The organism is Chryseobacterium fluminis, assembly GCF_026314945.1.
Taxonomy (GTDB): Bacteria; Bacteroidota; Bacteroidia; order Flavobacteriales; family Weeksellaceae; genus Chryseobacterium; species Chryseobacterium fluminis.
The window spans coordinates 2,913,689-2,939,487 of record NZ_CP111121.1; the positions used below are offsets into that span (position 1 = coordinate 2,913,689).

The following is a 25,799-nucleotide window of genomic DNA, read 5'->3' on the forward strand; positions in this document are numbered from 1 at the left end:
TTACTATTGGCAGTACGTTATTAATCAATAAACGAATTAGCCTTTTACTGTTTCTCCTAAAAGTGTGCCCTGGGTGTTGTCAAATACAAATACGTCCACAATGTCACCTATTTTCTGTCCTTCCAACATATCAAAGACACAAACGGCATTCTGCGAATTTCTTCCCTTCCACTGATTTTTATTCTTTTTGGAAATTCCTTCGATCAGAATCTGATGGTTTTTTCCAACGTAGGATTTCATTCGTTCTCTGGACAGCTCACCTTGTAGCGCGATGACTTCTGCCAGACGTCTCTGCTTGATTTCCGCAGGAATATTATCTTCCATTTTTTTATGGGCCGGAGTTCCCGGTCTTTCTGAATAGGCAAACATATAACCGTAATCATATTCCACTTCTCTCATCAGACTTAAAGTATCCTGATGATCTTCCTCAGTTTCATTACAGAAACCGATGATCATATCCTGGGAAAAAGAAATATCCGGAACAATTTCTTTTGCCTTTTTAATCAGATCCAGATATTCTTCACGGGTATGCTGTCTGTTCATTGCTTCCAGCATCCTGTTGCTTCCACTCTGAACCGGCAGGTGAACATATTTACAGATGTTCTCATGTTTTGCCATCATTCTGAATACATCCAGGCTCATATCCTGAGGATTCGAAGTTGAAAATCTGATTCTCATTTCAGGAATGGCTTTCGCTACCAGGTCAAGCAATTGGGCAAAATTAACGGCTGTAGCTTTCTGCATTTCTGAGGCTTTCGCAAAGTCTTTTTTAGGACCTCCTCCATACCAGAGATAAGAATCTACATTTTGTCCCAAAAGAGTAATTTCTTTGTAGCCGCTCTGCCAGAGACTTTTACACTCTTCTAAAATAGAGTGCGGGTCGCGGCTCCTCTCTCTGCCTCTTGTAAAAGGAACGACACAGAACGTACACATATTATCACAACCTCTTGTAATGGTGACAAATGCTGTAACACCATTTCCGCCTAAACGGACAGGATTAATATCTGCATAGGTTTCTTCTTTTGACAGAATTACATTTATCGCATCTCTTCCGTCTTCTGTCTCCTTTAACAGATTGGGTAAATCTCTGTAGGCATCCGGTCCAACCACAAGATCAACCAGCTGTTCTTCTTCCAGGAATTTTGTTTTAAGCCTTTCTGCCATACAGCCTAAAACCCCAACCGTCATGTTCGGTTTTTCCTTTTTCAGATTTTTGAATTGGGAAAGACGCATTCTTACGGTCTGCTCGGCTTTTTCACGGATCGAACATGTATTTAAAAGAATGAGATCTGCTTCCTCTACCTTAAGCGTGGTATTATACCCCTGCTCATTCAGGATAGAGGCAACGATTTCAGAATCAGAAAAGTTCATCTGACAGCCATAACTCTCTAAAAATAGTTTCTTAGAGTTTCCGTCTTTCTCCGCGATGGCGAATGCTTCTCCCTGTTTTGTCTCGTCTATATATTTTTCTTGCACTGTAGTATCTTTTTACCATTCATTATTTAAAGCTCAAAGTTTTCCGACTTTGATTTTTTAAACTTTGAACTTCCTGAATTTGCAAAGATACAAAATCTTATGACAGAATGGCAGGACTATCTAAATCTCATCGAATTATAATAATTATCATAATATTTCTGCCTCTCCCTTTCCGGTTCAAAACTAAATTCCTGACGTAAGGAAATGCGCAAGTCTTTTTTGAAAGAAACACCATTAAAAGTGGCGGGTTTCCATTTACCCCCTATTTTTGTAATTCTATAGGCTAATTCTTTTCTGTCTCTCTCATTTAGTTTACTGTCTATAATAGCAACATCAGTTAAATCTCCATTATCATCAATCGAAAACACCAGCATAGATGAATTGTTTTCATTCTTAATTAAACTTCTGGAAAGTACATCTGTAACCTCGTCCCTGAATTTTTTTAATCCTTTGCTATATTCAGGTTCGGTCATTTTATTTTTTCTTAAATCTTCGTTTGTATAATAAAGGAAAAAAGGATGAAATTCAATCTCGGCAATCGCTCTTATCTTTTCGTTCTTAATTATTGCAGGTTCCCAATTTTTAAGATGTGGAATAATTTTCATCCCAAATTCATAGGCACATTTGTTATTTGCTATATTAATTGAATCGGAAAACTTTATAAAATTGATGGATGCATCGTTATTAATAATGACAGGAATTACATATTTTTCTTCTTTATTAGTACATACCTGTATATTTTGAGATATAATGATTTTTTTTATTTCTTTCAATAATGCTAATTCGCCGCCTTTATAATAGAACTGTCCTTTAGGATATCCATCATAAATTTGGTTTTGAGCATAAAGACAACAGGAAAAAATAGAGAAGAAGAATAGAAGAGTATTTTTAATCATGGTTAAATAGTCTGAAGTAAAATTAGTTTTAATTATTTTTTTGGAATGATAATGATTCTGGTTAAGTAGTTGACTTCGTTAAGTTTTGAAATTACATATCGGCAGACATTGAAGAGAAGTTCATCTTCAGTTTCATTTCGGATTTTACCGGCTGGCCGTTGCACAATGCCGGAGACCAGCTTTTCTTGATTCTTCTCACCACATACTGCATATCGTCAAAAAAAACATCGCTGTTTAAGACCTTCGGGTCCCCCTCTACATCAGTCACTTTACCCGTCGCATCGATGGTAAGGGTAAATGTAAAATCTCCTGTTAAGGTATAAAAATCGGAATTAAGATAGGTATACATATATTTCCTGAGCAGCTGTTTGTACGCCGCTGCTCCACCTTCAAATGCAGCAGGTTTAAAATCATTACAGTTTTTTACGGCAACCTGTAGAAACGGCTCCTTAATATCTATTTTAAGGAGATTTTTGTTGTTTTCAACAATAAAAGATTCATCCCTGTCCTCTAAATCCGTCTGGGCAAATGATAAATTTGCCATACAAAGTCCTATACATAATGCTATCGCTTTCATAGTGTATTTTTTTATTCAGGCTTACAAAGTCCAAAATTACACCAAAAAACAAAAAAAACTCCACTAAAAAGTGAAGTTTCCGTAAATATCTGATTTTATTATTTATTTTTTTAAAGGCTGGACCTGGCTCTGCTGCCCGTTTCTTTCAGCATCAGTGAAACGACAATCGCCAATACAATTCCCACGATCCAGAATAACACCGAATGTTGAAAATGTATGTTCCCTGCTGAAGTATCCAGGCTTTTCCCAAACCACCTGCTGAAAACAGGACTCAATAAAGTTGTTACTCCAAAAGTGATGAAATTAATGGCTCCCGTCGCACTTCCTTTTACAAAATCAGGATTCGCTTCTTTAATAACGGAATAGGGAATCATTGCCGCTCCGGAACCTAATCCAAGAACAAACATGCTGATTTTGGCAGGATACAGATCCGGCAGATAAATTAACTGAAGCAGGCTGATGATCATTAATGTGGCACCTGCGACCAAAACAGGCTTTCTTCTTCCTATTTTATCGGTAATAAAACCCAGTAACGGACATCCAAAAACCCATCCAAACGCAACCATGGCACTGGTAATGGCGGCTTCATGAAAAACAAACTGTTTGTCTTTCTGAAAAAAAGCAACCGCCCATGTCATCGCAAATATCGTGGTAGGCGCGAACAGCAGTCCTGAAGTAATTCCACACAGCCACGACTGTGGGTTTTTAAAAACAATTTTATACGGTTCCAGATAGCCTATTGGCTTAGCTCCCAATTCTCCCGGTTCTTTCGCTTTATCTTCTTTAGGAATAACGAGGAACAAACCCAATGCGGTGATAATGGTAACAATTCCTGACCAAAGCCAAAAAGTATCAATATTAACTCCTTTTTCCACCCATGGACCTACAATAAACTGCCCTGCAGTCCCTCCCAGCATACCGATACACTGAGTAAAACCGATGGCCGTGGCCAAAGACTTTGAAGAAAAACCTTTACTTGCCAGATAGACACAGCCTGGAAATGCAAATGCACATCCCGCCCCCTGCAACAGCCTTCCTGAAACGCCTGCCACCTGGCTTGAAATTAAAAACAGTAAGCACCCGATTCCTAAAATCAATGTCCCGGCAAAGAGTGATTTTTTACCCCCGAATTTGTCTAAAGCAATTCCCGCAATCAGACTACACGTGGAATAAGTGTAATAATAGGTTCCTACCATGCTGATCAGTTTCAGCTCAGTGGTGTTAAAATTACTGACCAGTTCAGGAATCATCACTGCCGGAGCAGATCTGATGACATAGTCTAAAAAGTAAAAAATCAGTCCGAATAACCAGGCTATGATATAGAATTTCTTCAGAGATGCACTCATTATAGCAATCCTTTAATATGTTTATAGTTTGTTTTTACGGTATCCAGCGCTTCTTCCATTTTTCCTCCCAGCATCAGCTGTGCCATGGATTTTGTCATTCCCAGAACCTGATCGAATTCAATTTTCGGAGGTAAGGCCAATGCATTCGGATTGGTAAAGATATTCAGTAAATAAGGGCCGGTATACTCCAGACATTCCTTTATCGCCGCTTCCACTTCTTCAGGTTTGTGAACATTTTTCCCGGGATATCCCATGGCATGAGCAATCATTGCAAAATCAGGATTGACCATATCTGTTTCATTGTCGGGCATTCCGCCAACTTCCATTTCCAGTTTCACCATTCCCAAAGCCCTGTTATTAAAGACAATAAGCTTTACGGGCAGTTTGTATTGAAAAATAGTCGCCATATCTCCTAATAACATAGATAATCCTCCGTCTCCGCACATCGCAATCACCTGCCGGTCCGGATGAGCCAGGGAAGCACCGATAGCCATTGGCATTGCATTCGCCATCGAACCGTGGTTAAATGATCCTAACATTTTTCTTTCTCCTGTTCCCGTAATATATCTGGCGCCCCATACACAACACATCCCGGTATCTACTGTAAAGATGGCATCTTTCTCCGCTAATTGGTCTAAGGTATGGGTTACAAATTCGGGCTGGATGGCATTTTCCTCTCCGGCATCTTTCACATACGTAAGCTGGGCTTCTTTCACTTTTTCGTAAAACTCCAATTGCTGATTCAGGAAATTAACGTCGGTTTTTTCTTTCAGCAGTGGCAACAGCGCTTTGATGGTTTCTTTCACATCACCGGTAAGCCCCAATTCAAGCTTAGCCCTTCTTCCTAATCTTTCCGGGCTTTCGTCAATCTGAACGATTTTATTTTTTACAGGCATGAATTTCTGGTAAGGAAAATCCGTTCCCAACAGAATGAGTAAATCTGCTTCATGCATGGCGTGATAGGCAGAGGGTAGCCCCAAGAGTCCCGTGAGTCCCACTTCGTTAGGATTATTAGGCTGAATGGCCATTTTTCCCCGGAAAGAATATCCTACCGGAGCTTTCAGATATTTTGAAAGTGCTATCACCTCAGCATTGGAATGCTCTGCACCGATCCCACAATAGATGGTTACTTTCCCGCTCTCGTTAATTAATGCCGCCAGCTGATTTAATTCATCATCAGAAGGGCGAATTACCGGATTGGTTCTGAATATTTTATTGGAAGTCGCAGCTTCTTCAGCATCCAGTTCGGATACATCCCCCGGCAGGCCGATTACCGCTACGCCTTTTTTGGAAATTGCATGTTGAATTGCCGTCTGTACCATTCTTTGAACCTGCTCCGGTCTTGTGATCATCTGATTGTAATAACTGCAATCATCGAATAATTTTATAGTATTTGTTTCCTGGAAATAATCCATTCCCATTTCTTCGCTCGGAATGGTAGAAGCTATTACCAGCATGGGAATATGAGAACGGTGTGCTTCATAGACTCCGTTAATTAAATGAACATGTCCCGGCCCACAACTTCCTGCGCAAACAGCAAAACCATCGAGTTCGGCTTCTGCCGCGGCGGCATAGGCACCTACTTCTTCATGCCGTACATGGATCCATTCTATGCTGCTTTTTTTTACGGCAATATTTAAATGATTAAGGCTGTCGCCGGTTACTGCATAAATTCTTTTCACATTTGCATTTTCGAGCATTTCCACAATTTGCTCAGCTATGTTTTTAGCCATAATTAATATTTTTTGGTGTTTATATAGGAAAACGGTGTGAATATGGATTGACGAGGTCTTTATAAGATTAAGCCTCTATCAAATTTAGGGAATAATAAATATTTCAAAGATTGTTTTGTATTAAAATTAGCTTAACTCCATAAAAAAACCCTGCCATTTCCTGCAGGGTTCTTGTATTTAGTTGATTACTTCTATCTGGTTTTTTAATAAATCCTCGAATTCATCTCTTTTTCTGATTAAATGCGCTTTTCCGTCTAAGAACAGAACTTCCGCCGGTTTCAGTCTTGAATTAAAGTTCGAACTCATTTCAAAACCATAGGCTCCCGCGTTGTGGAAAGCTAAAATATCTCCTTCTCTTACTTCATTAAGCTTTCTGTCCCACGCAAAAGTATCTGTTTCACAAATATTTCCGACCACGGTATAGATTCTTTCCGCTCCTTTTGGATTGGATAGATTTTCTATATTGTGATAAGAATCATAGAACATCGGACGGATCAGGTGATTAAAGCCTGAATTCACACCTACGAAAACGGTTGCGGTTGTCTGCTTGATCACATTGGCTTTTACCAATAAATATCCGCTTTTTCCTACTAAGAATTTCCCCGGCTCGAACCACAATTCGAATTTTTTTCCGGTAGATTTTGAAAATTCGGAAATCACTTTTTCCACTTTTTTTCCTAATGTTTTCACATCGGTTTCCTCTTCACTGTCCTGATAAGGAATTTTAAAACCACTGCCCATGTCAAGATATTTCAGATTCGGAAAATGTTCTGACAGTTCCAGCATAATATCTAAAGCCTGAAGAAAAACATCCGGATCTTTAATCTCGCTTCCTGTATGCATATGAAGCCCTTCAACATTTAAATTGGTAGACTTCATCACTCTTTCGATATGACGGACCTGATGGATCGAAATACCGAACTTACTGTCGATATGTCCTGTTGAAATTTTATAGTTGCCCCCTGCAAAAATATGCGGATTAATTCTTACTAGAATGGGATACGTATTTCCGTATTTGTTTCCGAACTGCTCAAGAATAGAAATATTATCAATATTGATATGCACCCCGAATGTCATTGCTTCTTCGATTTCAGCCAAGTCGACACAGTTGGGAGTAAATAGTATTTTTTCTTTCGAAAATCCGGCTTTCAGGCCCAGTTTGACCTCATTAATTGATACACAATCCAAAGAAGCACCCAAGTTCTTGACATACTTAAGGATGTTAATGTTTGTCAGTGCCTTAGCAGCATAGAAGAATCTTGTGTGTTTTAAAAAAGAAGATGTAAGTTTTTCGTATTGCGTTTTAATAGATTCAGCGTCGTAAACATACACCGGGGTGCCAAATTCATTGGCAATCTTTAATAATTCTTTTGAATTCATAATTTTATTTTGGCATAAAAAGGGCAGATTCTTCGAAAAGAGTCTGCCACAATAATTATTTTATGCAAGGCAACTCTTTTACATATTCCAAACCTTAGAAAACTTTACAGCTCCCTTTTTTCCGGTTTTATTTTGTTTAAAATTTTGCATTGCTTCGTTTTATTTTTGCAAAAATACTAATTCTTTTTTATTTCCTGAAAATTGATTTGCGAAGTGTTTCTTTTTAAGGAGATTATCGAGATCTGAAATTTGTACTTCAGCAACAATATCAATTTCATATTAAGATCGGAACTGCAGTCGATATTGCATTATTTCGGTAACGGCAGGGTTTCGAAATCACCCCGAAGTAAGGCCAGCTGTAAGTCATTATTTAAATCCGAAGACTGAAACAGAAGATCTATTTTTAATTTAGAAAGCTTGCTGAGTGTCTGAATCTGCGTAAACAGTTCATAAAAACCATACGAACAGACCTTCCCGTTTTCGATTATTAAAAATAATTTTTCGCCCAGCTTTCTTCCCTGTCCAAGCCAAAGTTCATTCCTTCTTTTAAAATCTATCCGGTTTTTAAAAATATTCAGATCATTATATTCTTCAATATCATTGATAAACTGAACAGCTTTTGAGCCCTGTGTAAAAGACCTGAATTTAAGAATCGGTTTTTCCGCTTTATTCAGGGTGTTCTTTTCAACAATGTATCTGTTGTTTCTGAAATACAATCCGAAAGGCAGAATGTCCCTCTTTCTGATATTTTTAGAGTTTAGAATCAGCTTGGCAATGATATCGGTACCCGTAAGTTCAAAATTGATCTGTTCTGTCCCATTCTGAATCGATTCCCATTTTTTGGATTTTGAGTTAAAAACCTTTTTAGAAAACTTATTAATATCCTGTACATGATCTGAAAAAATAATTTTCCCTGCATCATTCTGAAAATAAACGAAACCTTTCTCGTTTGGCAAATCCTGCGTTAACTGTTTGATTTTATTTATATAGGATTTAGCATTGGTTTCCTCATGCTGCTTCTGAATAATCTCGTTTTCAGTATCTTTTGACACCAGGAGCTTAAACAGTTCCAATGTGGCCCGGGCATCGCCCTCCGCCCGGTGATGATTCGTCAGTGGAATTCCGAGTGACTTTACCAGTTTTCCGAGTGAATAACTTACCTCATCAGGAATCAATTTTTTAGCTAGAGGGATCGTATCCAGCGTATTGATTGTGAATTCATATCCAAGTCTTTGGAAAGACTGGCGGAGCATTCTGTAATCAAAGTCAATATTATGACCTACCAATGTTGTGTTTTGGGTAATTTCCACTACCCTTTTGGCAATTTCGTGAAATTTAGGAGCGGTCTTGACCATTTTAGGCGTAATACTGGTCAGTTTCTGGACAAATGGTGTAATATCACTTTCGGGATTCACCAATGAGATGAACTGATCGACAATTTTTTGTCCATCGTACCGGTAAATGGCAATATCTATAATGCATTCTTTTCTGTAACCTGCACCATTACTTTCTATATCAATTATTGAATACATTTAAATATAAAACTAGCTTTAAATTAATTTTCAGTTACCTTTGACAAAGCTAAATCTCATGTCAGCTAATCAACTACATAACTTATGCCATACAACTGCAGAACTCACTTCAGTTTTTGTTTAATTGACAAAGGTAATCCTGCTAAAATAGCAAAAAATATACAAATTTTATCTTTTTCTTCCTCCTAAGCCCAGCATGCCCAGAATTGCTTTTGCTCCTTCCCGCATAAGCGTACTGGTAAATGTTCTTCCCGCTTTACTTTGCAATACCTGCTCAAACATTCCCGGCTCTTCTTTTACCGGTTTGGATTTTTGATTTGGCAGTGGATTTTGGGTTGCCTGCTCCATTCTTCTGACCAGTATTTCATAGGCGGATTCATTATCCACAACCTTTTCATATTTGGCCACCAGGGCTGACTTACCCGTTAACATTGAAATTTCCGCATCATTCAAAACATCCATCCTGGACTCCGGAGAGATCAGATAGGTATGAACCAGCGGTGTTGGGATCCCTTTTTCATCTAAGGCAGTCACAAAAGCTTCTCCGATTCCTAAGTTCTGGATCAGAGTGGATGCGTTATAGTAGTCTGTTGTCGGATAGTTTTCAACGGCTTTTGTAATCTCTTTTTTATCTTTTGCGGTAAATCCTCTCAGTGCATGCTGAATTTTCAATCCTAACTGCGATAAAACAGCCTCCGGAACATCACCCGGAATCTGGGTGATAAAATAAATTCCCACCCCTTTAGAACGAATCAGTTTTACCATGGTTTCGATCTGAGACAGCAGTGCCTTCGAAGATTCATCAAAAATCAGATGCGCCTCATCTATAAAAAGAACCAGTTTAGGCCTGCCACTATCCCCTTCCTCCGGAAAAGTCATATAAATTTCCGCGAAAAGAGACAGCATAAAGGTTGAAAACAGCTGCGGTTTATTCTGAATATCGGCTACTCTCAAAATATTTACCACTCCTTTTCCGTCTCTGGTTTTTAGTAAATCCTGTACATCAAAGCTCAGTTCACCGAAGAAACTTGCTGCGCCCTGCTGCTCCAGAGCCACAATAGATCTCAATATAGCTCCCAGAGAAGCAGAGGCGATTGATCCGTAATTCGCCGAAAGTTCAGCTTTACCCTGTGCATTTTCGGTAACATATTGTAAAACCTTTTTCAGATCATTCAAGTCTATCAGGGGAAGTCCTTTATCGTCGCAATATTTAAAAACAATGGAGATGATGCTTTGCTGAGTATCATTCAGCTCAAGAATTTTACTTAATAATACCGGGCCGAATTCGGTAACGGTGGCTCTTAATTTTACGCCTTTTTCACCGGAAATGGTCATTAATTCTACCGGAAAAGCCTGAGGATGGTAAGGTAACTGCGTTTTTGCATACCTTTCGTCGATAATGGTATTTTGTATACCCGCTTCTGCTATTCCGGAAAAATCCCCTTTAATATCCAGTACCAAAGAGGGGATTCCCTTATGGGAAAGCTGTTCGGCAAAAACCTGCAGGGTCTTTGTTTTCCCTGTCCCTGTAGCGCCTGCAATAAGTCCGTGACGATTGATTGTTTTCAGAGGAATGGTAACATCTACTTCAGGTACGACCTCTCCGTCAAGCATTCCCTTTCCCAATATAATATAATCTCCCTTCGGGGCATATTTTTTATTAAGTTCTTCAATAAATTGTGTTTTATCTGCCATTGATTCTTTTTTAACTGATAAATATAAAAAGTTTTTCCAGAATATGGAGGCATCGCAAAAAGTCATGACGAATTTCAGTATTCAGATCTCTTGAAATATGCTTACCTTAGTCATGGGGAAATAATCAATGATTTATTTAATATTTCACCATAATCTTACAGATCAAAACGTACAAAGACTTTATTGATTTATTCTATTGGTATAGATTTCTATATTTTAACCGATTTTAAAAAAATAAACCCGATTTTTGTACATTAAATAACAACAAATTGTTACAAAACAAATGAAAGTTGAACAAATATATACTGGCTGTCTTGCGCAGGGCGCCTATTACATAGTATCAGAGAATGAAGCAGTAATAATAGATCCTTTAAGGGAAGTGAAACCGTATCTGGATCGTCTGGAAAAAGATAATGTAACTTTAAAATATATTTTTGAAACGCACTTTCATGCAGATTTTGTCTCGGGACATTTGGATTTAAGCAAAAAAACAGGGGCTCCCATTGTTTACGGCCCTACCGCACAGCCAGATTTTAAAGCGATTATCGCAGAGGATTATCAGGTTTTTGAAATTGGGAAGATTAAAATAAAAGTTCTTCACACGCCTGGCCATACTATGGAAAGCACCACCTATCTCCTGATTGACGAAAATGGTGTGGAAACCGCTATTTTTACCGGAGATACTTTATTTTTGGGAGATGTGGGAAGACCGGATCTTGCGCAGAAAGCGACCAATCTTACCCAGGAAGATCTTGCGGGCATTTTATATGAAAGCCTTCACGCTAAAATTTTACCGTTGGACGACAGCATTACTGTTTATCCCGCACACGGAGCAGGTTCTGCCTGTGGAAAAAACATGCAGAAAGAAACAGTAGATCTTTTAGGAAATCAGAAAAGAACCAATTATGCCCTGAACCAGCCGGATAAGGAATCTTTTATCAGAGAGGTACTGGACGGACTTACAGCTCCTCCCAAATATTTCGGGATGAATGTTGCTTTGAACAAAGGAGGATATGAGAGTTTAGAAACGGTGATGAATAAGGGCCTTAACCAAGTTGCCGCCGAAGATTTTGAATCTTATGCCGAAGATACCGGAGCTTTGATCCTTGATACCAGAAGCCCTGCAGAGTTTCACAAAGGATTTATCCCGAATTCTGTCAATATAGGCCTGAAAGGAGACTTTGCTCCCTGGGTAGGCACCCTGATTGTGGATGTAAAACATCCTCTGCTTCTGATTGTGGATGAAGGAGCAGAGGAAGAAGCTATCACAAGATTAAGCAGAGTTGGGTTTGACAATGTTTTGGGTTATTTAAAAGGCGGTTTTGAAGCTTGGAAAAATTCAAATAAGGAAATAGATGAAATTAAAAGAATTTCTCCGTTAGAATTTGCTGAACAGTTTAATGAAAACTCAAAAGTGATTGATGTACGTAAGATCTCAGAGTATACAGCCGAACACATTGAAAATGCTTATAATAAGCCTTTGGATCTGATAAGCGATTGGATACAAACAATTGAAGATTCAGAACATTTTTTCTTACACTGCGCAGGAGGCTACAGAAGTATGATTGCAGCAAGCATTCTTAATTCACATGGAATCAGAAACTTCACAGAAATAGAGGGAGGCTTCAACGGAATTAAAAAAACAGAGAAGTTTCCAACCTCCAATTTTGTATGCCAGTCTAAAACGTTATAATGAAAATAAAAAATTTCGGAATTATTCTGATGGCAGCTTGCTTTTTGAGTGCCTGTCAGACCTCTGCCACCGCGGGTACTTTTTATACTAGTGTTAAAAAAGCCATCAGCAGCCCCGATGTTGTTTTGGTAGACGTAAGAACACCTGAACAGTATGCAGCCGGCACAGCAGATAATGCCATTAATATTCCTTTAGCAGAAATACATACTAAAGCGGAATCTTTAAGAGGCAAAAAGGTAGTGGTCTTCTGTAACAAAGGTGTACAGGCAGATGAGGCATTTAAAATTTTAAAGAAAAACGGTATTGATGTTTATGACGGCACCAGCCTGCAAAACGTAAAAGCCATTCAGGATAAAGCCATTTATTAAAAAAGACTGCTTCTGGTTGATTGATAACCTGATACATGCCTATCGGTATCGTTGACTGTACTATTATTTAGTTTAATCATTATAAGCTCTAAACTGGAAACAACCTCATAAAACAAAAATTATGTCACAAAAATTTCAGGAAATTATTGAATCCGAGAGACCTGTTTTAATTGACTTCTTTGCAACATGGTGTCAGCCCTGCAAGGTACAGTCGTCAGTTTTAACCACGGTGAAAGAAAATATAGGCGAAGGGGCCAGAATCATAAAAGTAGACGTCGACCAGTACCCGGCACTGGCAGTTCAATATGGAGTTCGCGGAGTTCCTACACTGGCCATTTTCAAACAAGGGGAAATGCTCTGGAAAGAAAGTGGTGTACATGACGTGAATACGCTCACTCAACTTTTACAACAATATGCTTAAACTGTGATTTTTCACAGTTTTTTGGTTATTACCTGTTTCGAATCCTGAATGACCTTGTAATGGATACAACTAACGTCTGATAGTTTTTAAAATTTAATTACACTTCCAACGAAAAAGAATCCCGGTCATTTAAAAACTGGAAATGACTTCGGAAGTCTTTTAATTCTGTAAGATCCAATTCGGCAGAAACAATATTTCCCATCTTCTCAGAAATTTCGGTTCCGTCCGCAAAAAAGCAGTGCGAACTTTCCTTATAAAAGAGATTATTCCCATCTGTTCCGATTCTGTTTAATCCAAAAACAAAAGCTAAATTCTCAATAGCTCTGGCCTTTAGGAGATGCTCCCAGGCACTTACTCTTTTCTCCGGCCAGTTGGCAACATACAATATCGCGTCATAGTCGTTGTTATTTCTTGCAAAAACCGGAAAGCGAAGATCATAACACACCTGCAGTAAAATTCTTATCCCTCTATAATTCACAATAACCCTTTCTTTTCCCGGCGTATAAACTTTATCCTCACCAGAAAAAGAGAACAAATGTCTTTTGTCATAAAAATTTACGGCAGAATCTGGTTGTACAAAATACATTCTGTTGTAAAAATGACCGTCCTCCTCTACAGAAGCACTTCCACATACCGCAGCATTTTTTTCTTTTGAAATCTTTTTTAAAAACGTGAGAGACTCTTCATATTTATCCGAAACTTCAGCAGCGTCCATACAGAATCCTGTTGAGAACATCTCCGGCAACAGAAATAAATCAGCTTCAGTATTCGCAATTTCCCTTTCAATAAATTGAAAATTCTCATTTTTATCTTTCCAGACGATGTCTAAATTAAGTCCTGCAATTTTCATATTTTATATTCAAAAACTTTCATAAAAATAAGATTTTTAATTGATTTCGGTTTCATTTTTGATGCGGATATTTTTTATTGTTAACACTAAAAATATAAAATTCATGAAGAAACTGGTTTTTGTGCTGATGTTGATTTTTATAAGTACTGCTGCCGATGCTCAGGCCTGGACCGGAAAAGGAGATCAAAAAATCCAGCTCGGATTAAGTGCATGGGGATATGGCACCGGAGTTACAGGAACGTACGATTATGGTCTCAATCAGTTGATATCTGTGGGAGCAGGACTGAATGCCTACTTTGGCGGATATAAAGATCATGATAAAGACAATCGGGTTTTTGTTTTCGGAAGACTTAATTTTCATTTAAAAGATGCTTTAGAGCTTCCCGAAAAATTAGATATTTATCCCGGTGTAGATGTTGGCGTTCTTGGCAAAAGCTTCGGAATAGGTGCTCATATCGGAGCCCGATACTTTTTCACAGAGAAAATAGGCGTTTTTGCAGAAGTTGGAAACAATGGCAGTCTCGGCGTCTCTTTTAATTTGTAAATAATACCGTACCCTATGACAAAGCTTCTCATTTTGAGGAGTTTTTTTATTTGGCATAGTTTTGAGAATTGTTACCTTTGCAAATTAAATCTAAATTTTATTAATGGAATTAGCAATCAAGATTTTCCAGTTTATATTAAGCATCTCTATTTTAGTAGTTCTTCACGAGCTAGGGCACTTTTTACCGGCAAAATGGTTTAAAACCAAAGTAGAAAAATTTTATCTGTTTTTTGATCCGTGGTTTTCCCTGGCAAAAAAGAAAATCGGAGAAACAGAATATGGGATCGGTTGGCTTCCTTTCGGAGGTTATGTAAAGATTGCAGGAATGGTAGACGAAAGCATGGATACCGAGCAATTAAAACAACCGGCGCAACCATGGGAATTCAGAGCGAAACCGGCATGGCAGCGACTGATTATTATGCTGGGAGGGGTTACTGTAAACTTTTTCTTAGCATGGATTATCTATGGATGCCTTTCCTTTTTCAATGGAGAAACTTCTTTTGATTCCACCAGGGTAAACGCCCCGATGCATTATACCCATATCGCAAAGGCTATGGGCTTTGAAGATGGAGATAAGATCCTTAAGGTAGACGGAAAGGTGCAGAATAATCTTGATAAATTGTCTTTGGATATCCTTTTAAGTGATCAGATTACGGTTTTAAGAAACGGTAAAGAAGTTACTTTCAATACCAATGATGACGGTAAGGCACTCGCCTTTAAAGACGAAAATCCTAAAGCATTCCTGACTCCAAGATACGCAGCGGTGATTGACACGATCGTCAATCCAAAAACAGCTGAGGCCGGATTAAAAGTCGGAGACCAGGTTGTTTCTGCAGGAGGTCAGAAAATCAGCTATTATGATGAGTTTCAGAATGCCGTAGTAAAAAGTGCCGGAAAACCCATTGCTCTTGAAGTAATGAGAAACGGAAGTGTGCAGTCATTAAACATTCCCGTTTCAAAGGAAGGAACTATCGGAATTGCTTCTTATAAGCAGCTGCAAAAATATGCACAGACTCAGCACTTCACTTTCGGAGAGTCTATCGGAAGAGGATTTACAAGAAGTATTGAGAGTTTAACCTACCAGATTAAGCAGTTTAAATTAATTTTCAATAAAAAAGTTCAGGGTTATAAAAAAGTAGGCGGCCCTATTGCGATCATTAAAAATATGCCGGTAGACCAGGCAAAGGACGGCAGTGTTTCCATCAACTGGACAGCTTTCTGGAGTTTTACCGCAATGTTTTCGGTTTGGCTTGCATTTTTGAACTTAATTCCTATTCCGGGACTGGACGGTGGACACGTTATTTTCACATTATATGAAATGATTGTAGGAAAACCGGTTCCTCAGAAAATACTGGAGAATGCACAGATGGTTGGAGTTATCTTCCTGTTAGGCTTAATGTTACTGATCTTCGGAAGTGATATTTTCAAAGCGATCACCGGAAGCTTATAATATTTTTGATTTTTTTAATAAAAATATTTGTAGGGTATAAATATTCGTCCTATATTTGCACCACTTAAAACATAGGACATTCCTCCTTAGCTCAGTTGGTTAGAGCATCTGACTGTTAATCAGAGGGTCGCTGGTTCGAGCCCAGCAGGAGGAGCAAAAAGACTTACAGAAATGTAGGTCTTTTTTTATATTCTTACCTCTTTATCCTGCATAAAGATATTGGAGCGTGTTTTTGAATAAACACAAATTCGGAATAGGATATTTAAACAGACATCCTGCACTCGGCGCTATTGAGCGGCCACGATTCAGCGTAACAAAAACATAAAACATTTTATCTTTATTCTAATCTCTGACTTCGTATCGAAATTTTAAAATAAATTTATTTTTTAATTAATTGAAAAATAACAAAATAGCGACTAAACACCCTCTATCAGAGGAAAAAAAATAAAATTTATAAAGCAAAAACTTGCTTGCTATTAATATTCATATTATATTTGCATCACCTTAAAAGAGGGACATTCCTCCTTAGCTCAGTTGGTTAGAGCATCTGACTGTTAATCAGAGGGTCGCTGGTTCGAGCCCAGCAGGAGGAGCCAAGAGACTTACAGAAATGTAGGTCTTTTTTTTATTTCTACTCAAATTCTGTGAGTTACCCCTATGTTTAGGGGATTTCACAATATTCTAAATATTCTATTTCCCATATTTTTATTAAATAATAGGCTTCCAAAAAGGTACACCTTCCTTTTAGCTTTGGAACACCATAATTTTTAAGAGCTGGAACTGGATATGCAAATAAAAATGGATCAGTTTCAAAAGTTGGGGACTATGCAAAAAGTTGAGGATCATGAACAAAAGTTGGGGACTATGCAAAAAGTTGAGAGAGTCTGAACAGGAAAAATGCTTTGTCTTTTACTCCCCGAAGCTGTAATCTGAAGTTTTTAATTTTAGCATTAAAAGATTCTGCCGAAGCGTTGGTACTTCTTCTGTCGAAAAAGTTTAAGATGCCGCTGTAATGATTCATTATTGTTTTTCTTAAAACTGAGAATGATTTAAAACCTGATGTTTCAACATCCCTGAACCAATGCGCTAACTTTGTCATGGCAATAGATTTGGGAATATTCTGATTGTAAATCTTTCTTAATCCATCCGATAACCCATATGCCTTCTTTAAATCAGGATATTCTGTAAATAAAATTTCAGCTCTCTGCATTTGAGAAGGCGTCCACTTTTCCCTGCTTTTGTAGAGTAAATACCTGCTTCTTGCCAGAAGCTGTTTGCGGGTATCACCGTTTTCAAACGTTTCTATCTCAATAGGCTCCCTGTTTTTCTTTGCTTCATCGAGCAGGCTATTTTCCCATTCTATAGCTTCCCAACGGTAGTTGATCCTTAATTCCTGAAGGGCTTCAGTGGCGAGCTTCTGAACATGGAACCGGTCTATGACCTTAATAGCATCAGGGAAACAGCGTTTGGCAATAAGCTTCATAGACCCGGCCATATCAAGGGTAATTTCCTTTACATTTTTGCGAAGCTTCCTGTTTATTTTCAGAAGCTGCTCAATGACCTCTTCACTCTGTGTACCTTTGATAATGGCAACAATACTGCCTTTCCTGCCTTTTGCTTTTTTGGAAGTAAGAACCGTGTATAATTCTCCCTGGGAAAGAGCAACTTCATCCAGAGACAGAGAAGAGGAGCAATTTTCCGGATAAAGAATCCAATCTTCCGCATGGGGCTTTTGGAGCCAGTCTTTGAACCCGCTTAATGATTTTTTGTATTGCCTGCGGAATGTCTTTCCCTGTACCCCATACATCTCACCGATGGTTTCTAAGGGAAGGGCTTTAGTATCGGCTGATTTTTTTTAAGAACTCCGCAAAGTCCTTTGTCATGCGGGTTCCAACGGCAATGAGATTCCAGTCTCTCTGCAGGATCTTACCAGATTTTATATCGGTCCATCTTCTTCGTCTGATGTGAAGTTTTACAGGTTTTCCACGGAGAGGAAAGTCATTAACCGTGATTTCTTCATGAAAGCCTTTGGATTGTAGATGCAAAGAGGAAAGCTCTTTGGGAACAGTATTTTTTTCCTCAAAATAAAGATGAAGCAATCCTTCTTTTTCTTCAAAATGGGTAATATCAAAGTATTCAACCAGATATTCCGGTAACAGTAATTTTAATAATTCTTTCTCAGATGACATCTGGTAAAATTACATTTATTAATTTTTCTCCCCAACTTTTTATACTGATCCAAAGTTGAGCTAATCTGAATAGGAAAAATGCTTTGTCTTTTACTCTTCGAAGCTGCAATCTGAAGTTTTTAATTTTAGCATTAAAAGATTCAGCGGATAACTTTATCATCGCAATAGATTTGGTATATTCTGATTGTAAATCTTTTTCAATTCATCCAATAATCCTTAAATCAATTTATTCGTTTTTTTCTCTTCAAATGGATGAAGCAATCCTTCTTTTTCTTCAAAATGGGTTATATCAAAGTATTCAACCAGATATTCCGGTAACAGTAATCTTAATAGTTCTTTCTCAGATGACATCTTGTAAAATTACAATTATTAATTTTTCTCCCCAACTTTTGAAACTGATCCATTCAAACCTCTATTAATTCTACAAAATCATGAACACTATAAGCATACTCTTTGTATTAGACAAAGCAAAGACAAACACTAAAGGTTTAGCCCCATTAAGATGTAGAATAACATATTTGGGAGAAAAAAAACCTTTTGCTACAGGATTATTCATTAACCCTAAATATTGGGATAGTAAACAGCAGAAAACTAAGCCACCCAATGAAGAACACAATTATATTAACAACCAATTGAGCCTGATTAAGAATAAGATTAATCAGGCTTTTTTATTACTCCAACTCCAAGATGAAAACTTTAATGTAGATGATATTTACAGACAATACAGGGGTGAGACTCTAGTGAAAAATTATTCTTTATTAGAGTACTATAAACTCTACCTTGAAAGACTTAAAAAGTTGATAGGAATTGATATTAAACAACCCACCTATAATAAGTTTGAATATATCAAAGATGATTTGGAAGAGTTTATAAGATTCAAATTCAAGAAATCAGATATAAAGCTAAAGGATTTAGATTTTGACTTCATATCAGAGTTTGAATATTATTCTAAAACTGAGCTGAAACATAGTCAGATTACTATTAACAAAGCTATTCAGAGAATTAAGAAAGTAATTAAAAAAGCTGTATCACAGAAACATATAGAATCTAATCCTTTTGAGGAGCATACACCTAAAAAAGTGTATCCTAAAATAATATTCCTCACTCAAAAAGAACTCAATCAGTTAGAAAATCACATATTCCAGTCTGAAATATTAAATAAAATCAAAGACTGCTATCTATTTTGTTGTTATACAGGACTAGCATATAAGGAATGTTTGAACTTAGAAAAGGAGATTTAATTACTAAACCTGATGGAATTACATGGATTTATAAAGAGAGGGGAAAGACAGGAAGAAATTTCTCAGTTCCCCTAATACTTCCAAAAGTTCTTGCTGTTATAGCTAAATATTCTTCTGAAAGTGAATATCTATTACCCAGAGTAAGCAATCAATATTTTAACAGACTACTTAAGGAAATAGCCTCTGCACTAGAAATATCTAAAAATCTTACTCACCACACAGCAAGGAAAACTTTTGCTTCAACAGTATTATTGAGTAATAACATCCCTATGGAAGTTATATCTAAACCTTTAGGCCACTCTAAGATTAACGCTACACAGGAATATTATGCAGAGATAATGCCTGAAAAATTAAGCTTGCATTTAAGAGAATTAGAAAAAAAGTTGAATCATTAAAAAAGAATGAAATAACAGTGTTATATTTATTAATTATTTATAACACTGTTAATTCTAATATTTATGAATGTTAATCACCACTTTAATAATTTTCCCATAGATTATTTCAAAATAGAAAAAGAGGATTTTATAGTACTTATGGTTCAGAGAGAGAGGCTCTTAATATGCAAAATGTTCAATATCAAAGAGAATTATCAAGAATAAGAAAAACTACTATTTGCATATCCAATTTTACTAAAGGTATTCAACAGGCACTTAATGATAATTCTGATTATCATTGGTTTTTGAGTTAGTTACTTTCACCATACTTTACTGTATGGTGAATTTTTCTATATTGATATACACCTATATATCAATACTTAACATAATAAAATAATTCATCTATGAAATGAATTATTACATATATTTACAACTCATTTTTAAAACATATAATATGAAAAAGTTTAAAAAAACTCTCTAAAGAGGAGCTTAAAACTGTAAAGGCAGGTCAAGTTTGGATTGCAGAGACTAGATGTGGTATAACTGCAACAACAACTCAAGATTGGACACCACAACAAGCAAGTGAATGGAGAGACAGGGTTGAAGCAATTAATTGTCCAACACCTACTTATAGTGGTCCTAGGCAAAACTTAGCTTAATTAATCTAAATTTATGCACTTATGGTAGATAACCTCCACTATAAGTGCAATCTTTTAATACCCCCCATGCATTACCATAAAAAAAAGCTACTTCAACTATTCATCTTATTTTATAGTGTTTTATCTCATGCTCAATCATACAAACAGGATACTTTGCATGGTGATTTTACATATCAGTTAAAAGCAAAATTTAATACAAATACTGATTATAGACACAAAGAATTTTTTACATTATTGATAGGGGATAAAAGAGCATTTTTTGCAAGTAGTAACTCCCTTAAAAGAGATTCTGTATTAGATAATTCAAGAGTAACAACACATAATTCAGATGGAAGTATTACCCTTGGTATTAAAAATGGAACATTAACTCCTGAAACTAATTTTCACTTTACCATATTACAATCCAATGAAAATATACAATATTTTGCACCAGTTGCCATGGCATTACTCACTTATAAAGAACCAGTAATAAAGGATTGGAAACTTATGGATGAAACAAAAGTCATCAATACAATCAATTGTAAAAAAGCAGAAGTTACTTTTAAAGGAAGAAACTGGATTGCATGGTACTCAACTGATATTCCTTTACCCTATGGACCTTATAAATTTAGTGGATTGCCTGGGTTAATTATAAAAATAACTGATGATAAAGGGGATTATGATTTTGAATTGTTAAAATCTGTATCAAATTCTAAATTGAAAGGAAAGTTGATTTCCATTAGGAAAAGCAGATATAATGATGCTATAGAAACTACACAACCTAAATTGAAACAAGTATTAAAAAATGCTGATGCCAATACTGCTGCTGTACTTGCAAGTTATGGAACTACAATCATAAAAGGACGGGAAATAATAAGACAAAGAGAAAAAGATAAGCAAGAAAATAAAAAATATGAAAATCCTCTAGAACTAAGCAATTAAGTAATGTGGTCTCTAGAGTATATCTTGTTATGAATTACACAGATTTATCTTTTTCTGTAGAAGATAGTTTTTTCTATTGTAGGTCAGTAGGTCAAATAAGTTTATAACTAGCAAAGTGATCTACTGGAATATCTATTTCCCTGCTAGCAAAGAGATAAGGCTAATTTACTTTTCAAATTCTTTTACATATATCAATGTGCTTTTAGAATGAAAAGGCACACTTTTAGGCATACCCTATTAAAAATTACATCTAAATAACTAAATATCAACATGAAACATATTAAGTATTGAGCCCAGCAGGAGGAGTCAAGAGACTTACAGAAATGTAGGTCTTTTTTTTATTTGAATCACTTCAAAGCAGCGGGCCTATTTAATGCTTAATGATTTGATAATCAAAGAGTAGAAATATTATATATTGCCGGCATTTATCTTTCAATAGAGCAATTATTTTAATTTTCTCCTATTTCACAGCCTCATTGTAGAACTTGGAAATTACCCATCTCTTTTAAGTGTCATTTTTAAGAAATATTTTATAGATAACATCATCATTTTGATGGAGTTATTTCACTATATTTGCAGCTTTAGACTTAAATTTAAATGTAGGCAATAAAAGTGCATACTTTTTGTTTATGCTAATAGCTTGAAGAAACTACAAATGTTAATTAACAATTCTACATATTACCCTCTATTTTTTCTTTTATTTTTCATTAATACTGCTTACGCTCAAAATACAGTCACCGGTAAAATTACTGATGCTACTACAAAGAAAGAGATCAGTGGTGTGGCTATATTTATAAACAACAGTGAAAAACCTGCTTTAACGACTATTACCGGAACTTTTTCCGTTCAGTCAGACAGCATTATAACCCGGTTGAAATTTGTAAAAAAAACATATACTTCAGAAAGTATTGACATTACTACTGAAAATGCCAATAACCTTCTGATCGATCTTACCCAGGAAAAGACTAACGAGATCAAGGAAGTAGTTATTCACAACGAAAAGCCGAAGTATAAAAACAAGAAAGAAAATCCGGCATATGCCATCATGCAGGAGGTCTGGAAAAGAAAAAGAAACAACGGCTTAGATAAGTTCGATACGTATACCTATAAGGAATATGAAAAAATTCAGTTTGATGCCAATAATCTGGATAGCACCTTTATGAACAGGAAAATATTCAACAAACTTGATTTTATATTTGATTATGCAGACTCTACGGCTAATGGAAAGATGGCACTTCCCATTTTCTTAAATGAGGCCATCTATGAAAACTACGGGGAAAACAGACCTGATAAAAAAAACAAAAGACTTTTAACCGCTCAGAAAACTTCCGGATTTCAGGATAACCAGATTATCACACTTACGGCAAAGAACCTTTACCGTGATATTAATATTTATGACAATACCTTAAATTATTTTGACATCGGCTTTCCAAGTCCTGTCGGCAATACCGGTTTCAGTACGTATGACTATAATCTGACGGATACGATTTCCATAAGAGGAGAAAACGCTTATAAAATCCGCTATCAGCCCAAGAGAACCGAGGTTTTGGCATTTCAGGGATATCTTTACATTGATACGGATACTTACGCTGTTCTCGGCGCTACATTAAAGTCCACTCAAAAAATTAATGTCAATTTTATTAATGGAATCTCGACCGAGTTAGAATACGACAATCCTGATGAGAATACTTTTCTTCCCAGAAAATTTTCCACTGAGATTGAGATGACTCCTTTTTCAAAAAAGAAAACAGCAAAAAGCATCGTTGCCAGAAGATCCGTTGACTATTCTGAATATGAGTTCAACAAGCCTTTGGAAGATAAAATTTTCAAAAGACAGGAAGAAGAATATGATGATCGATTTGTAGATAAGGACGATTCCTTTTGGCTAAATGCCAGACCGGATTCTCTGTCCAAAACCGAACAGGGCGTATATGAAATGTTGGACAAGCTGCAGCAAACCCCAAAGTTCAACCGATTGGTGAAATTATACGAAACGCTTGGATCAGGATATTATAATGTAGTAAAAGGTATTGACTTAGGACCCATCTTTTCTATTTATGGTAAGAATGAAGTGGAAGGAGACAGAATAAGACTGGGTGCCAGAACGTACTTTACAAGAAATGACCCTTGGAGAGTTCAGTTTTATACAGCATATGGTTTTAAAGATCAGCAGGTAAAATATGGCGCGGAAGCAAGATTTATGTTTAACAGGGTAAACAGATTTACCATAGGTGCCGGAACGAGAAGAGATGTTTTGCAATTAGGAGTACAGTTGACCAATGATGATGGAATCATGGCGCGAACTTTTGCTTCCTCAACGATTTTTGCGAGAGGTGAAAATGCATCCCTGAGCTCCGTTAATCAGACCAATGTTTTCACAGCCATCGAACCCTGGAAAAATTTTCAGATCAGACTGGACGGCACCATGCAAAGCATTAAATCTGCGAATCCTGACGGATTCAGTCTGATGTATTATAAAAACGGAGATTTAAGAAAGACAACCAACGATTCTCACTTTACATTAAGTTTAATTGCGAGACCCGGGGCAAAATTTTCGCAAACCGGTATCGACCGATATGAACACGGAACCCTGGCACCGACTATCATTTTAAAATACACCAAAGGTATTGAAGGCTTATTCGGATCCGATTTTAACTATAACAAATTACAGTTCATGTTTTACAAGCCTATTCTTATCGGAAATCTTGGGAAGCTGATGTTGAATTTTGAGGCAGGAAAAAATTTCGATACTGTTCCCCTGGCTTTACAGAATGTGATTCCCGGAAACCAGTCATACAGTTTAGCCCAAAATACTTTTGCGCAACTGAACTACTATGAATTTGTAGCGGACACCTACACAACGCTTCATCTGGAGCACCATTTTAACGGAAAAATTTTATCCTACATTCCTTTAATCAAAAAATTAAAGCTCAGAGAAGTTGCATTCTTCAGAGCGGCTTACGGCACACTAAGTGACGAATCAAAAGCCATTAACGTAGAAGGATTCAAATACACAGCTCCCAGCGAGCATGTATATTATGAATATGGCGTAGGAATTGAAAATATAGGCTTTGGAAATCTAAGGATTTTCAGGGTAGATTTTAACTGGCGCGGAAATTATCTCGACAGGCCTGATATTTCAAAATTCGGCATAAAGGCCGGCTTCCAGTTTGGATTTTAAAAAACAATCTCCTTTATAAAAATAAAGGAGATTTTTAATTCATTAAGATTCTGACGGATAATTTTTGCATCCGTTACAATGCGCTACAATATAAACGATATTGCAGGAAGGTCTTTGCCCTTCCGGAATACTGCAGTAGATATCACATGGGAGACACCCCGTTGAAGGCAATGCGCCCCCAGATAGATTTTTCAGTTCCTCGCGGGTGATTTTCTTTAAATTTTTCATAATAATCTGGTTTTAATCTGATGTCTATTTAGTATTGGAAATTTAAGCAAATTATTTCTCACATAAACTATAATATTGACAAAAAAAATGAACCAATGATATTCGTTACCAGAACATTATAGAATAGCAGGCTGACGGCAGCGATTATAACTATTTACCCATCCAAACAGAATTTCTACACCATCCCAATTAGTAAGGATATTATCAGTAAAATAGTACAGAAAGCGTTAAAAACTTCAAACAAAAAATCCCCGGCAAAATGCCGGGATCTGAATTTTATAAAACGCTGATTATGCGTTTGCTTCTACAGATACAAAAGATCTGTTATTCGCTTTTTTTCTAAAAACAACTTTACCGTCTACTAGAGCGAATAAGGTGTGATCTTTACCGATTCCCACGTTTGCACCCGGGTGGTGTTGAGTCCCTCTTTGTCTAACAATAATATTTCCGGCAATAGCGTCTTGTCCTCCGAAAATCTTCACCCCTAATCTTTTAGAGTGAGATTCTCTACCGTTCTTGGAGCTACCAACCCCTTTCTTGTGTGCCATTTTATTTTAAGGTTTTTGGGTTAAAAAATTATTCTGCGCTTTCAGTTACCTCAGCATCAGATTTTTTAGTTGTTTTCTTAGCAGGTTTTTCTGCTTTTTTAGCTCCTTCAAATCCTGTAATACCAGTGATCTGAATCTGAGTTAATGATTGTCTGTGACCATTCTTTACTTTGTAACCTTTTCTTCTTTTCTTTTTGAAAACGATTACTTTATCAGCTTTTACATGATCCAGGATCTCTGCTTCGACAGTGATTCCGCTTACAGCTGGGGCGCCAACAGTGATTGAACCGTTTACGGTAAGAAGTACTTTATCGAAAGATACTTTTCCTCCTTTGTCTCCTTTTAAACGGTTTACAAACAACTTCTGGTCTTGCTCAACTTTGTATTGAAGCCCTGCTATTTCTACAATTGCAAACATTGTTTATAAATTTTTAGTTATTTCGAGGTGCAAATATAAGAATAAATTTATAAATACCTTACAATCAAACTTATCTTTT

At 36.7% G+C, this 25,799-nt stretch carries 24 protein-coding genes, 2 tRNA genes and 1 pseudogene; 12 read left to right on the forward strand and 15 right to left on the reverse strand.

Going from position 1 to position 25,799, the window contains the following annotated elements; translation table 11 throughout:
- Positions 1 to 36: 36 nt before the first annotated feature.
- The 8 genes from miaB to ODZ84_RS13310 all read right to left on the reverse strand — a co-directional run bounded on the left by miaB (position 37) and on the right by ODZ84_RS13310 (position 10,635).
- Complete coding sequence (gene miaB, locus ODZ84_RS13275; RefSeq protein WP_266172828.1) at positions 37 to 1,476, reverse strand: tRNA (N6-isopentenyl adenosine(37)-C2)-methylthiotransferase MiaB; 1,440 nt, start codon at positions 1,474 to 1,476, stop codon at positions 37 to 39.
- 116 nt (positions 1,477 to 1,592) lie between these two features.
- A complete protein-coding gene (locus tag ODZ84_RS13280) occupies positions 1,593 to 2,372 on the reverse strand; it encodes a hypothetical protein (protein WP_266172829.1) in 780 nt (259 codons plus the stop codon).
- 91 nt (positions 2,373 to 2,463) lie between these two features.
- Entirely contained in the window at positions 2,464 to 2,949 is a 486-nt protein-coding gene (locus tag ODZ84_RS13285; protein WP_266172830.1) for an energy transducer TonB, read from the reverse strand.
- A gap of 110 nt (positions 2,950 to 3,059) precedes the next feature.
- Positions 3,060 to 4,295, reverse strand: a complete 1,236-nt coding sequence (locus ODZ84_RS13290) for an MFS transporter (RefSeq protein WP_266172831.1) — start codon at positions 4,293 to 4,295, stop codon at positions 3,060 to 3,062.
- Positions 4,295 to 6,028, reverse strand: coding sequence for a thiamine pyrophosphate-dependent enzyme (locus ODZ84_RS13295; protein WP_266172832.1), 1,734 nt, complete (start codon positions 6,026 to 6,028; stop codon positions 4,295 to 4,297). Before ODZ84_RS13295 ends, ODZ84_RS13290 begins: the two co-directional genes overlap by 1 nt.
- Positions 6,029 to 6,205: 177 nt before the next feature.
- Entirely contained in the window at positions 6,206 to 7,408 is a 1,203-nt protein-coding gene (gene lysA / locus ODZ84_RS13300; protein ID WP_266172833.1) for a diaminopimelate decarboxylase, read from the reverse strand.
- Positions 7,409 to 7,716: 308 nt separating this feature from the next.
- A complete protein-coding gene (locus ODZ84_RS13305) occupies positions 7,717 to 8,940 on the reverse strand; it encodes a 3'-5' exonuclease (RefSeq protein ID WP_266172834.1) in 1,224 nt (407 codons plus the stop codon).
- A gap of 168 nt (positions 8,941 to 9,108) precedes the next feature.
- On the reverse strand, positions 9,109 to 10,635 hold the full coding sequence (locus ODZ84_RS13310) for a helicase HerA-like domain-containing protein (RefSeq protein ID WP_266172835.1): 1,527 nt from the start codon (positions 10,633 to 10,635) through the stop codon (positions 9,109 to 9,111).
- A gap of 283 nt (positions 10,636 to 10,918) precedes the next feature.
- On the opposite strand from ODZ84_RS13310, the gene ODZ84_RS13315 reads away from it, so the two are divergent.
- The 3 genes from ODZ84_RS13315 to ODZ84_RS13325 all read left to right on the forward strand — a co-directional run bounded on the left by ODZ84_RS13315 (position 10,919) and on the right by ODZ84_RS13325 (position 13,117).
- Complete coding sequence (locus ODZ84_RS13315) at positions 10,919 to 12,328, forward strand: MBL fold metallo-hydrolase (protein ID WP_266172836.1); 1,410 nt, start codon at positions 10,919 to 10,921, stop codon at positions 12,326 to 12,328.
- Complete coding sequence (locus tag ODZ84_RS13320; protein WP_266172837.1) at positions 12,328 to 12,696, forward strand: rhodanese-like domain-containing protein; 369 nt, start codon at positions 12,328 to 12,330, stop codon at positions 12,694 to 12,696. Before ODZ84_RS13315 ends, ODZ84_RS13320 begins: the two co-directional genes overlap by 1 nt.
- A gap of 121 nt (positions 12,697 to 12,817) precedes the next feature.
- A complete protein-coding gene (locus tag ODZ84_RS13325) occupies positions 12,818 to 13,117 on the forward strand; it encodes a thioredoxin family protein (protein ID WP_266172838.1) in 300 nt (99 codons plus the stop codon).
- Positions 13,118 to 13,214: 97 nt separating this feature from the next.
- On the opposite strand, the gene ODZ84_RS13330 is transcribed toward ODZ84_RS13325, so the two are convergent.
- Positions 13,215 to 13,967 carry an amidohydrolase gene (locus tag ODZ84_RS13330; RefSeq protein ID WP_266172839.1) on the reverse strand — a complete coding sequence of 251 codons (753 nt, stop codon included), beginning with the start codon at positions 13,965 to 13,967 and terminating at the stop codon, positions 13,215 to 13,217.
- A 103-nt stretch (positions 13,968 to 14,070) separates the two neighbouring features.
- On the opposite strand from ODZ84_RS13330, the gene ODZ84_RS13335 reads away from it, so the two are divergent.
- The 4 genes from ODZ84_RS13335 (at position 14,071) to ODZ84_RS13350 (ending at position 16,557) form a co-directional block, all read left to right on the forward strand.
- The gene (locus ODZ84_RS13335; RefSeq protein WP_266172840.1) at positions 14,071 to 14,511 is read left to right on the forward strand and encodes a DUF6646 family protein; all 441 of its coding nucleotides are present in this window, start codon (positions 14,071 to 14,073) and stop codon (positions 14,509 to 14,511) included.
- A 103-nt stretch (positions 14,512 to 14,614) separates the two neighbouring features.
- On the forward strand, positions 14,615 to 15,961 hold the full coding sequence (rseP, locus tag ODZ84_RS13340; RefSeq protein WP_266172841.1) for an RIP metalloprotease RseP: 1,347 nt from the start codon (positions 14,615 to 14,617) through the stop codon (positions 15,959 to 15,961).
- An 80-nt stretch (positions 15,962 to 16,041) separates the two neighbouring features.
- A tRNA-Asn gene (locus tag ODZ84_RS13345) sits at positions 16,042 to 16,115 on the forward strand.
- 365 nt (positions 16,116 to 16,480) lie between these two features.
- A tRNA-Asn gene (locus ODZ84_RS13350) sits at positions 16,481 to 16,557 on the forward strand.
- Positions 16,558 to 16,823: 266 nt separating this feature from the next.
- On the opposite strand, the gene ODZ84_RS13355 is transcribed toward ODZ84_RS13350, so the two are convergent.
- The 3 genes from ODZ84_RS13355 to ODZ84_RS13365 all read right to left on the reverse strand — a co-directional run bounded on the left by ODZ84_RS13355 (position 16,824) and on the right by ODZ84_RS13365 (position 18,501).
- Complete coding sequence (locus ODZ84_RS13355) at positions 16,824 to 17,768, reverse strand: ISAon1 family transposase (RefSeq protein WP_266172842.1); 945 nt, start codon at positions 17,766 to 17,768, stop codon at positions 16,824 to 16,826.
- 28 nt (positions 17,769 to 17,796) lie between these two features.
- Positions 17,797 to 18,150, reverse strand: coding sequence for an ISAon1 family transposase N-terminal region protein (locus ODZ84_RS13360; RefSeq protein ID WP_266172843.1), 354 nt, complete (start codon positions 18,148 to 18,150; stop codon positions 17,797 to 17,799).
- A gap of 216 nt (positions 18,151 to 18,366) precedes the next feature.
- On the reverse strand, positions 18,367 to 18,501 hold the full coding sequence (locus ODZ84_RS13365; protein WP_266172844.1) for a hypothetical protein: 135 nt from the start codon (positions 18,499 to 18,501) through the stop codon (positions 18,367 to 18,369).
- Between the two features lie 80 nt (positions 18,502 to 18,581).
- Here ODZ84_RS13365 and ODZ84_RS13370 point away from each other — a divergent pair, with 80 nt between their 5' ends.
- The 5 genes and pseudogenes from ODZ84_RS13370 to ODZ84_RS13385 all read left to right on the forward strand — a co-directional run bounded on the left by ODZ84_RS13370 (position 18,582) and on the right by ODZ84_RS13385 (position 24,526).
- Entirely contained in the window at positions 18,582 to 19,391 is an 810-nt protein-coding gene (locus ODZ84_RS13370; RefSeq protein WP_266172845.1) for a site-specific integrase, read from the forward strand.
- A complete protein-coding gene (locus ODZ84_RS13375; RefSeq protein WP_266172846.1) occupies positions 19,364 to 19,786 on the forward strand; it encodes a tyrosine-type recombinase/integrase in 423 nt (140 codons plus the stop codon). The genes ODZ84_RS13370 and ODZ84_RS13375 overlap by 28 nt, the downstream gene beginning before the upstream one ends.
- 437 nt (positions 19,787 to 20,223) lie before the next feature.
- Positions 20,224 to 20,424 (forward strand): annotated as a pseudogene (locus ODZ84_RS23645) (bacteriocin-like protein); the annotation flags it as partial.
- 66 nt (positions 20,425 to 20,490) lie between these two features.
- Positions 20,491 to 21,345 carry a GLPGLI family protein gene (locus ODZ84_RS13380; protein WP_266172847.1) on the forward strand — a complete coding sequence of 285 codons (855 nt, stop codon included), beginning with the start codon at positions 20,491 to 20,493 and terminating at the stop codon, positions 21,343 to 21,345.
- A gap of 640 nt (positions 21,346 to 21,985) precedes the next feature.
- Complete coding sequence (locus ODZ84_RS13385; protein WP_266172848.1) at positions 21,986 to 24,526, forward strand: DUF5686 family protein; 2,541 nt, start codon at positions 21,986 to 21,988, stop codon at positions 24,524 to 24,526.
- A 42-nt stretch (positions 24,527 to 24,568) separates the two neighbouring features.
- Here the strand turns inward: ODZ84_RS13385 and ODZ84_RS13390 are convergent, their stop codons facing one another.
- From ODZ84_RS13390 to rplU, 3 genes are all read right to left on the reverse strand, one after another.
- Positions 24,569 to 24,754, reverse strand: a complete 186-nt coding sequence (locus tag ODZ84_RS13390; protein WP_266172849.1) for a bacteriocin-like protein — start codon at positions 24,752 to 24,754, stop codon at positions 24,569 to 24,571.
- Positions 24,755 to 25,044: 290 nt separating this feature from the next.
- Complete coding sequence (gene rpmA, locus ODZ84_RS13395; RefSeq protein WP_047399085.1) at positions 25,045 to 25,302, reverse strand: 50S ribosomal protein L27; 258 nt, start codon at positions 25,300 to 25,302, stop codon at positions 25,045 to 25,047.
- 28 nt (positions 25,303 to 25,330) lie between these two features.
- Positions 25,331 to 25,720: a 50S ribosomal protein L21 gene (gene rplU / locus ODZ84_RS13400; RefSeq protein ID WP_266172853.1), complete on the reverse strand. Its 390-nt coding sequence runs from the start codon at positions 25,718 to 25,720 to the stop codon at positions 25,331 to 25,333.
- Positions 25,721 to 25,799 lie beyond the last annotated feature (79 nt).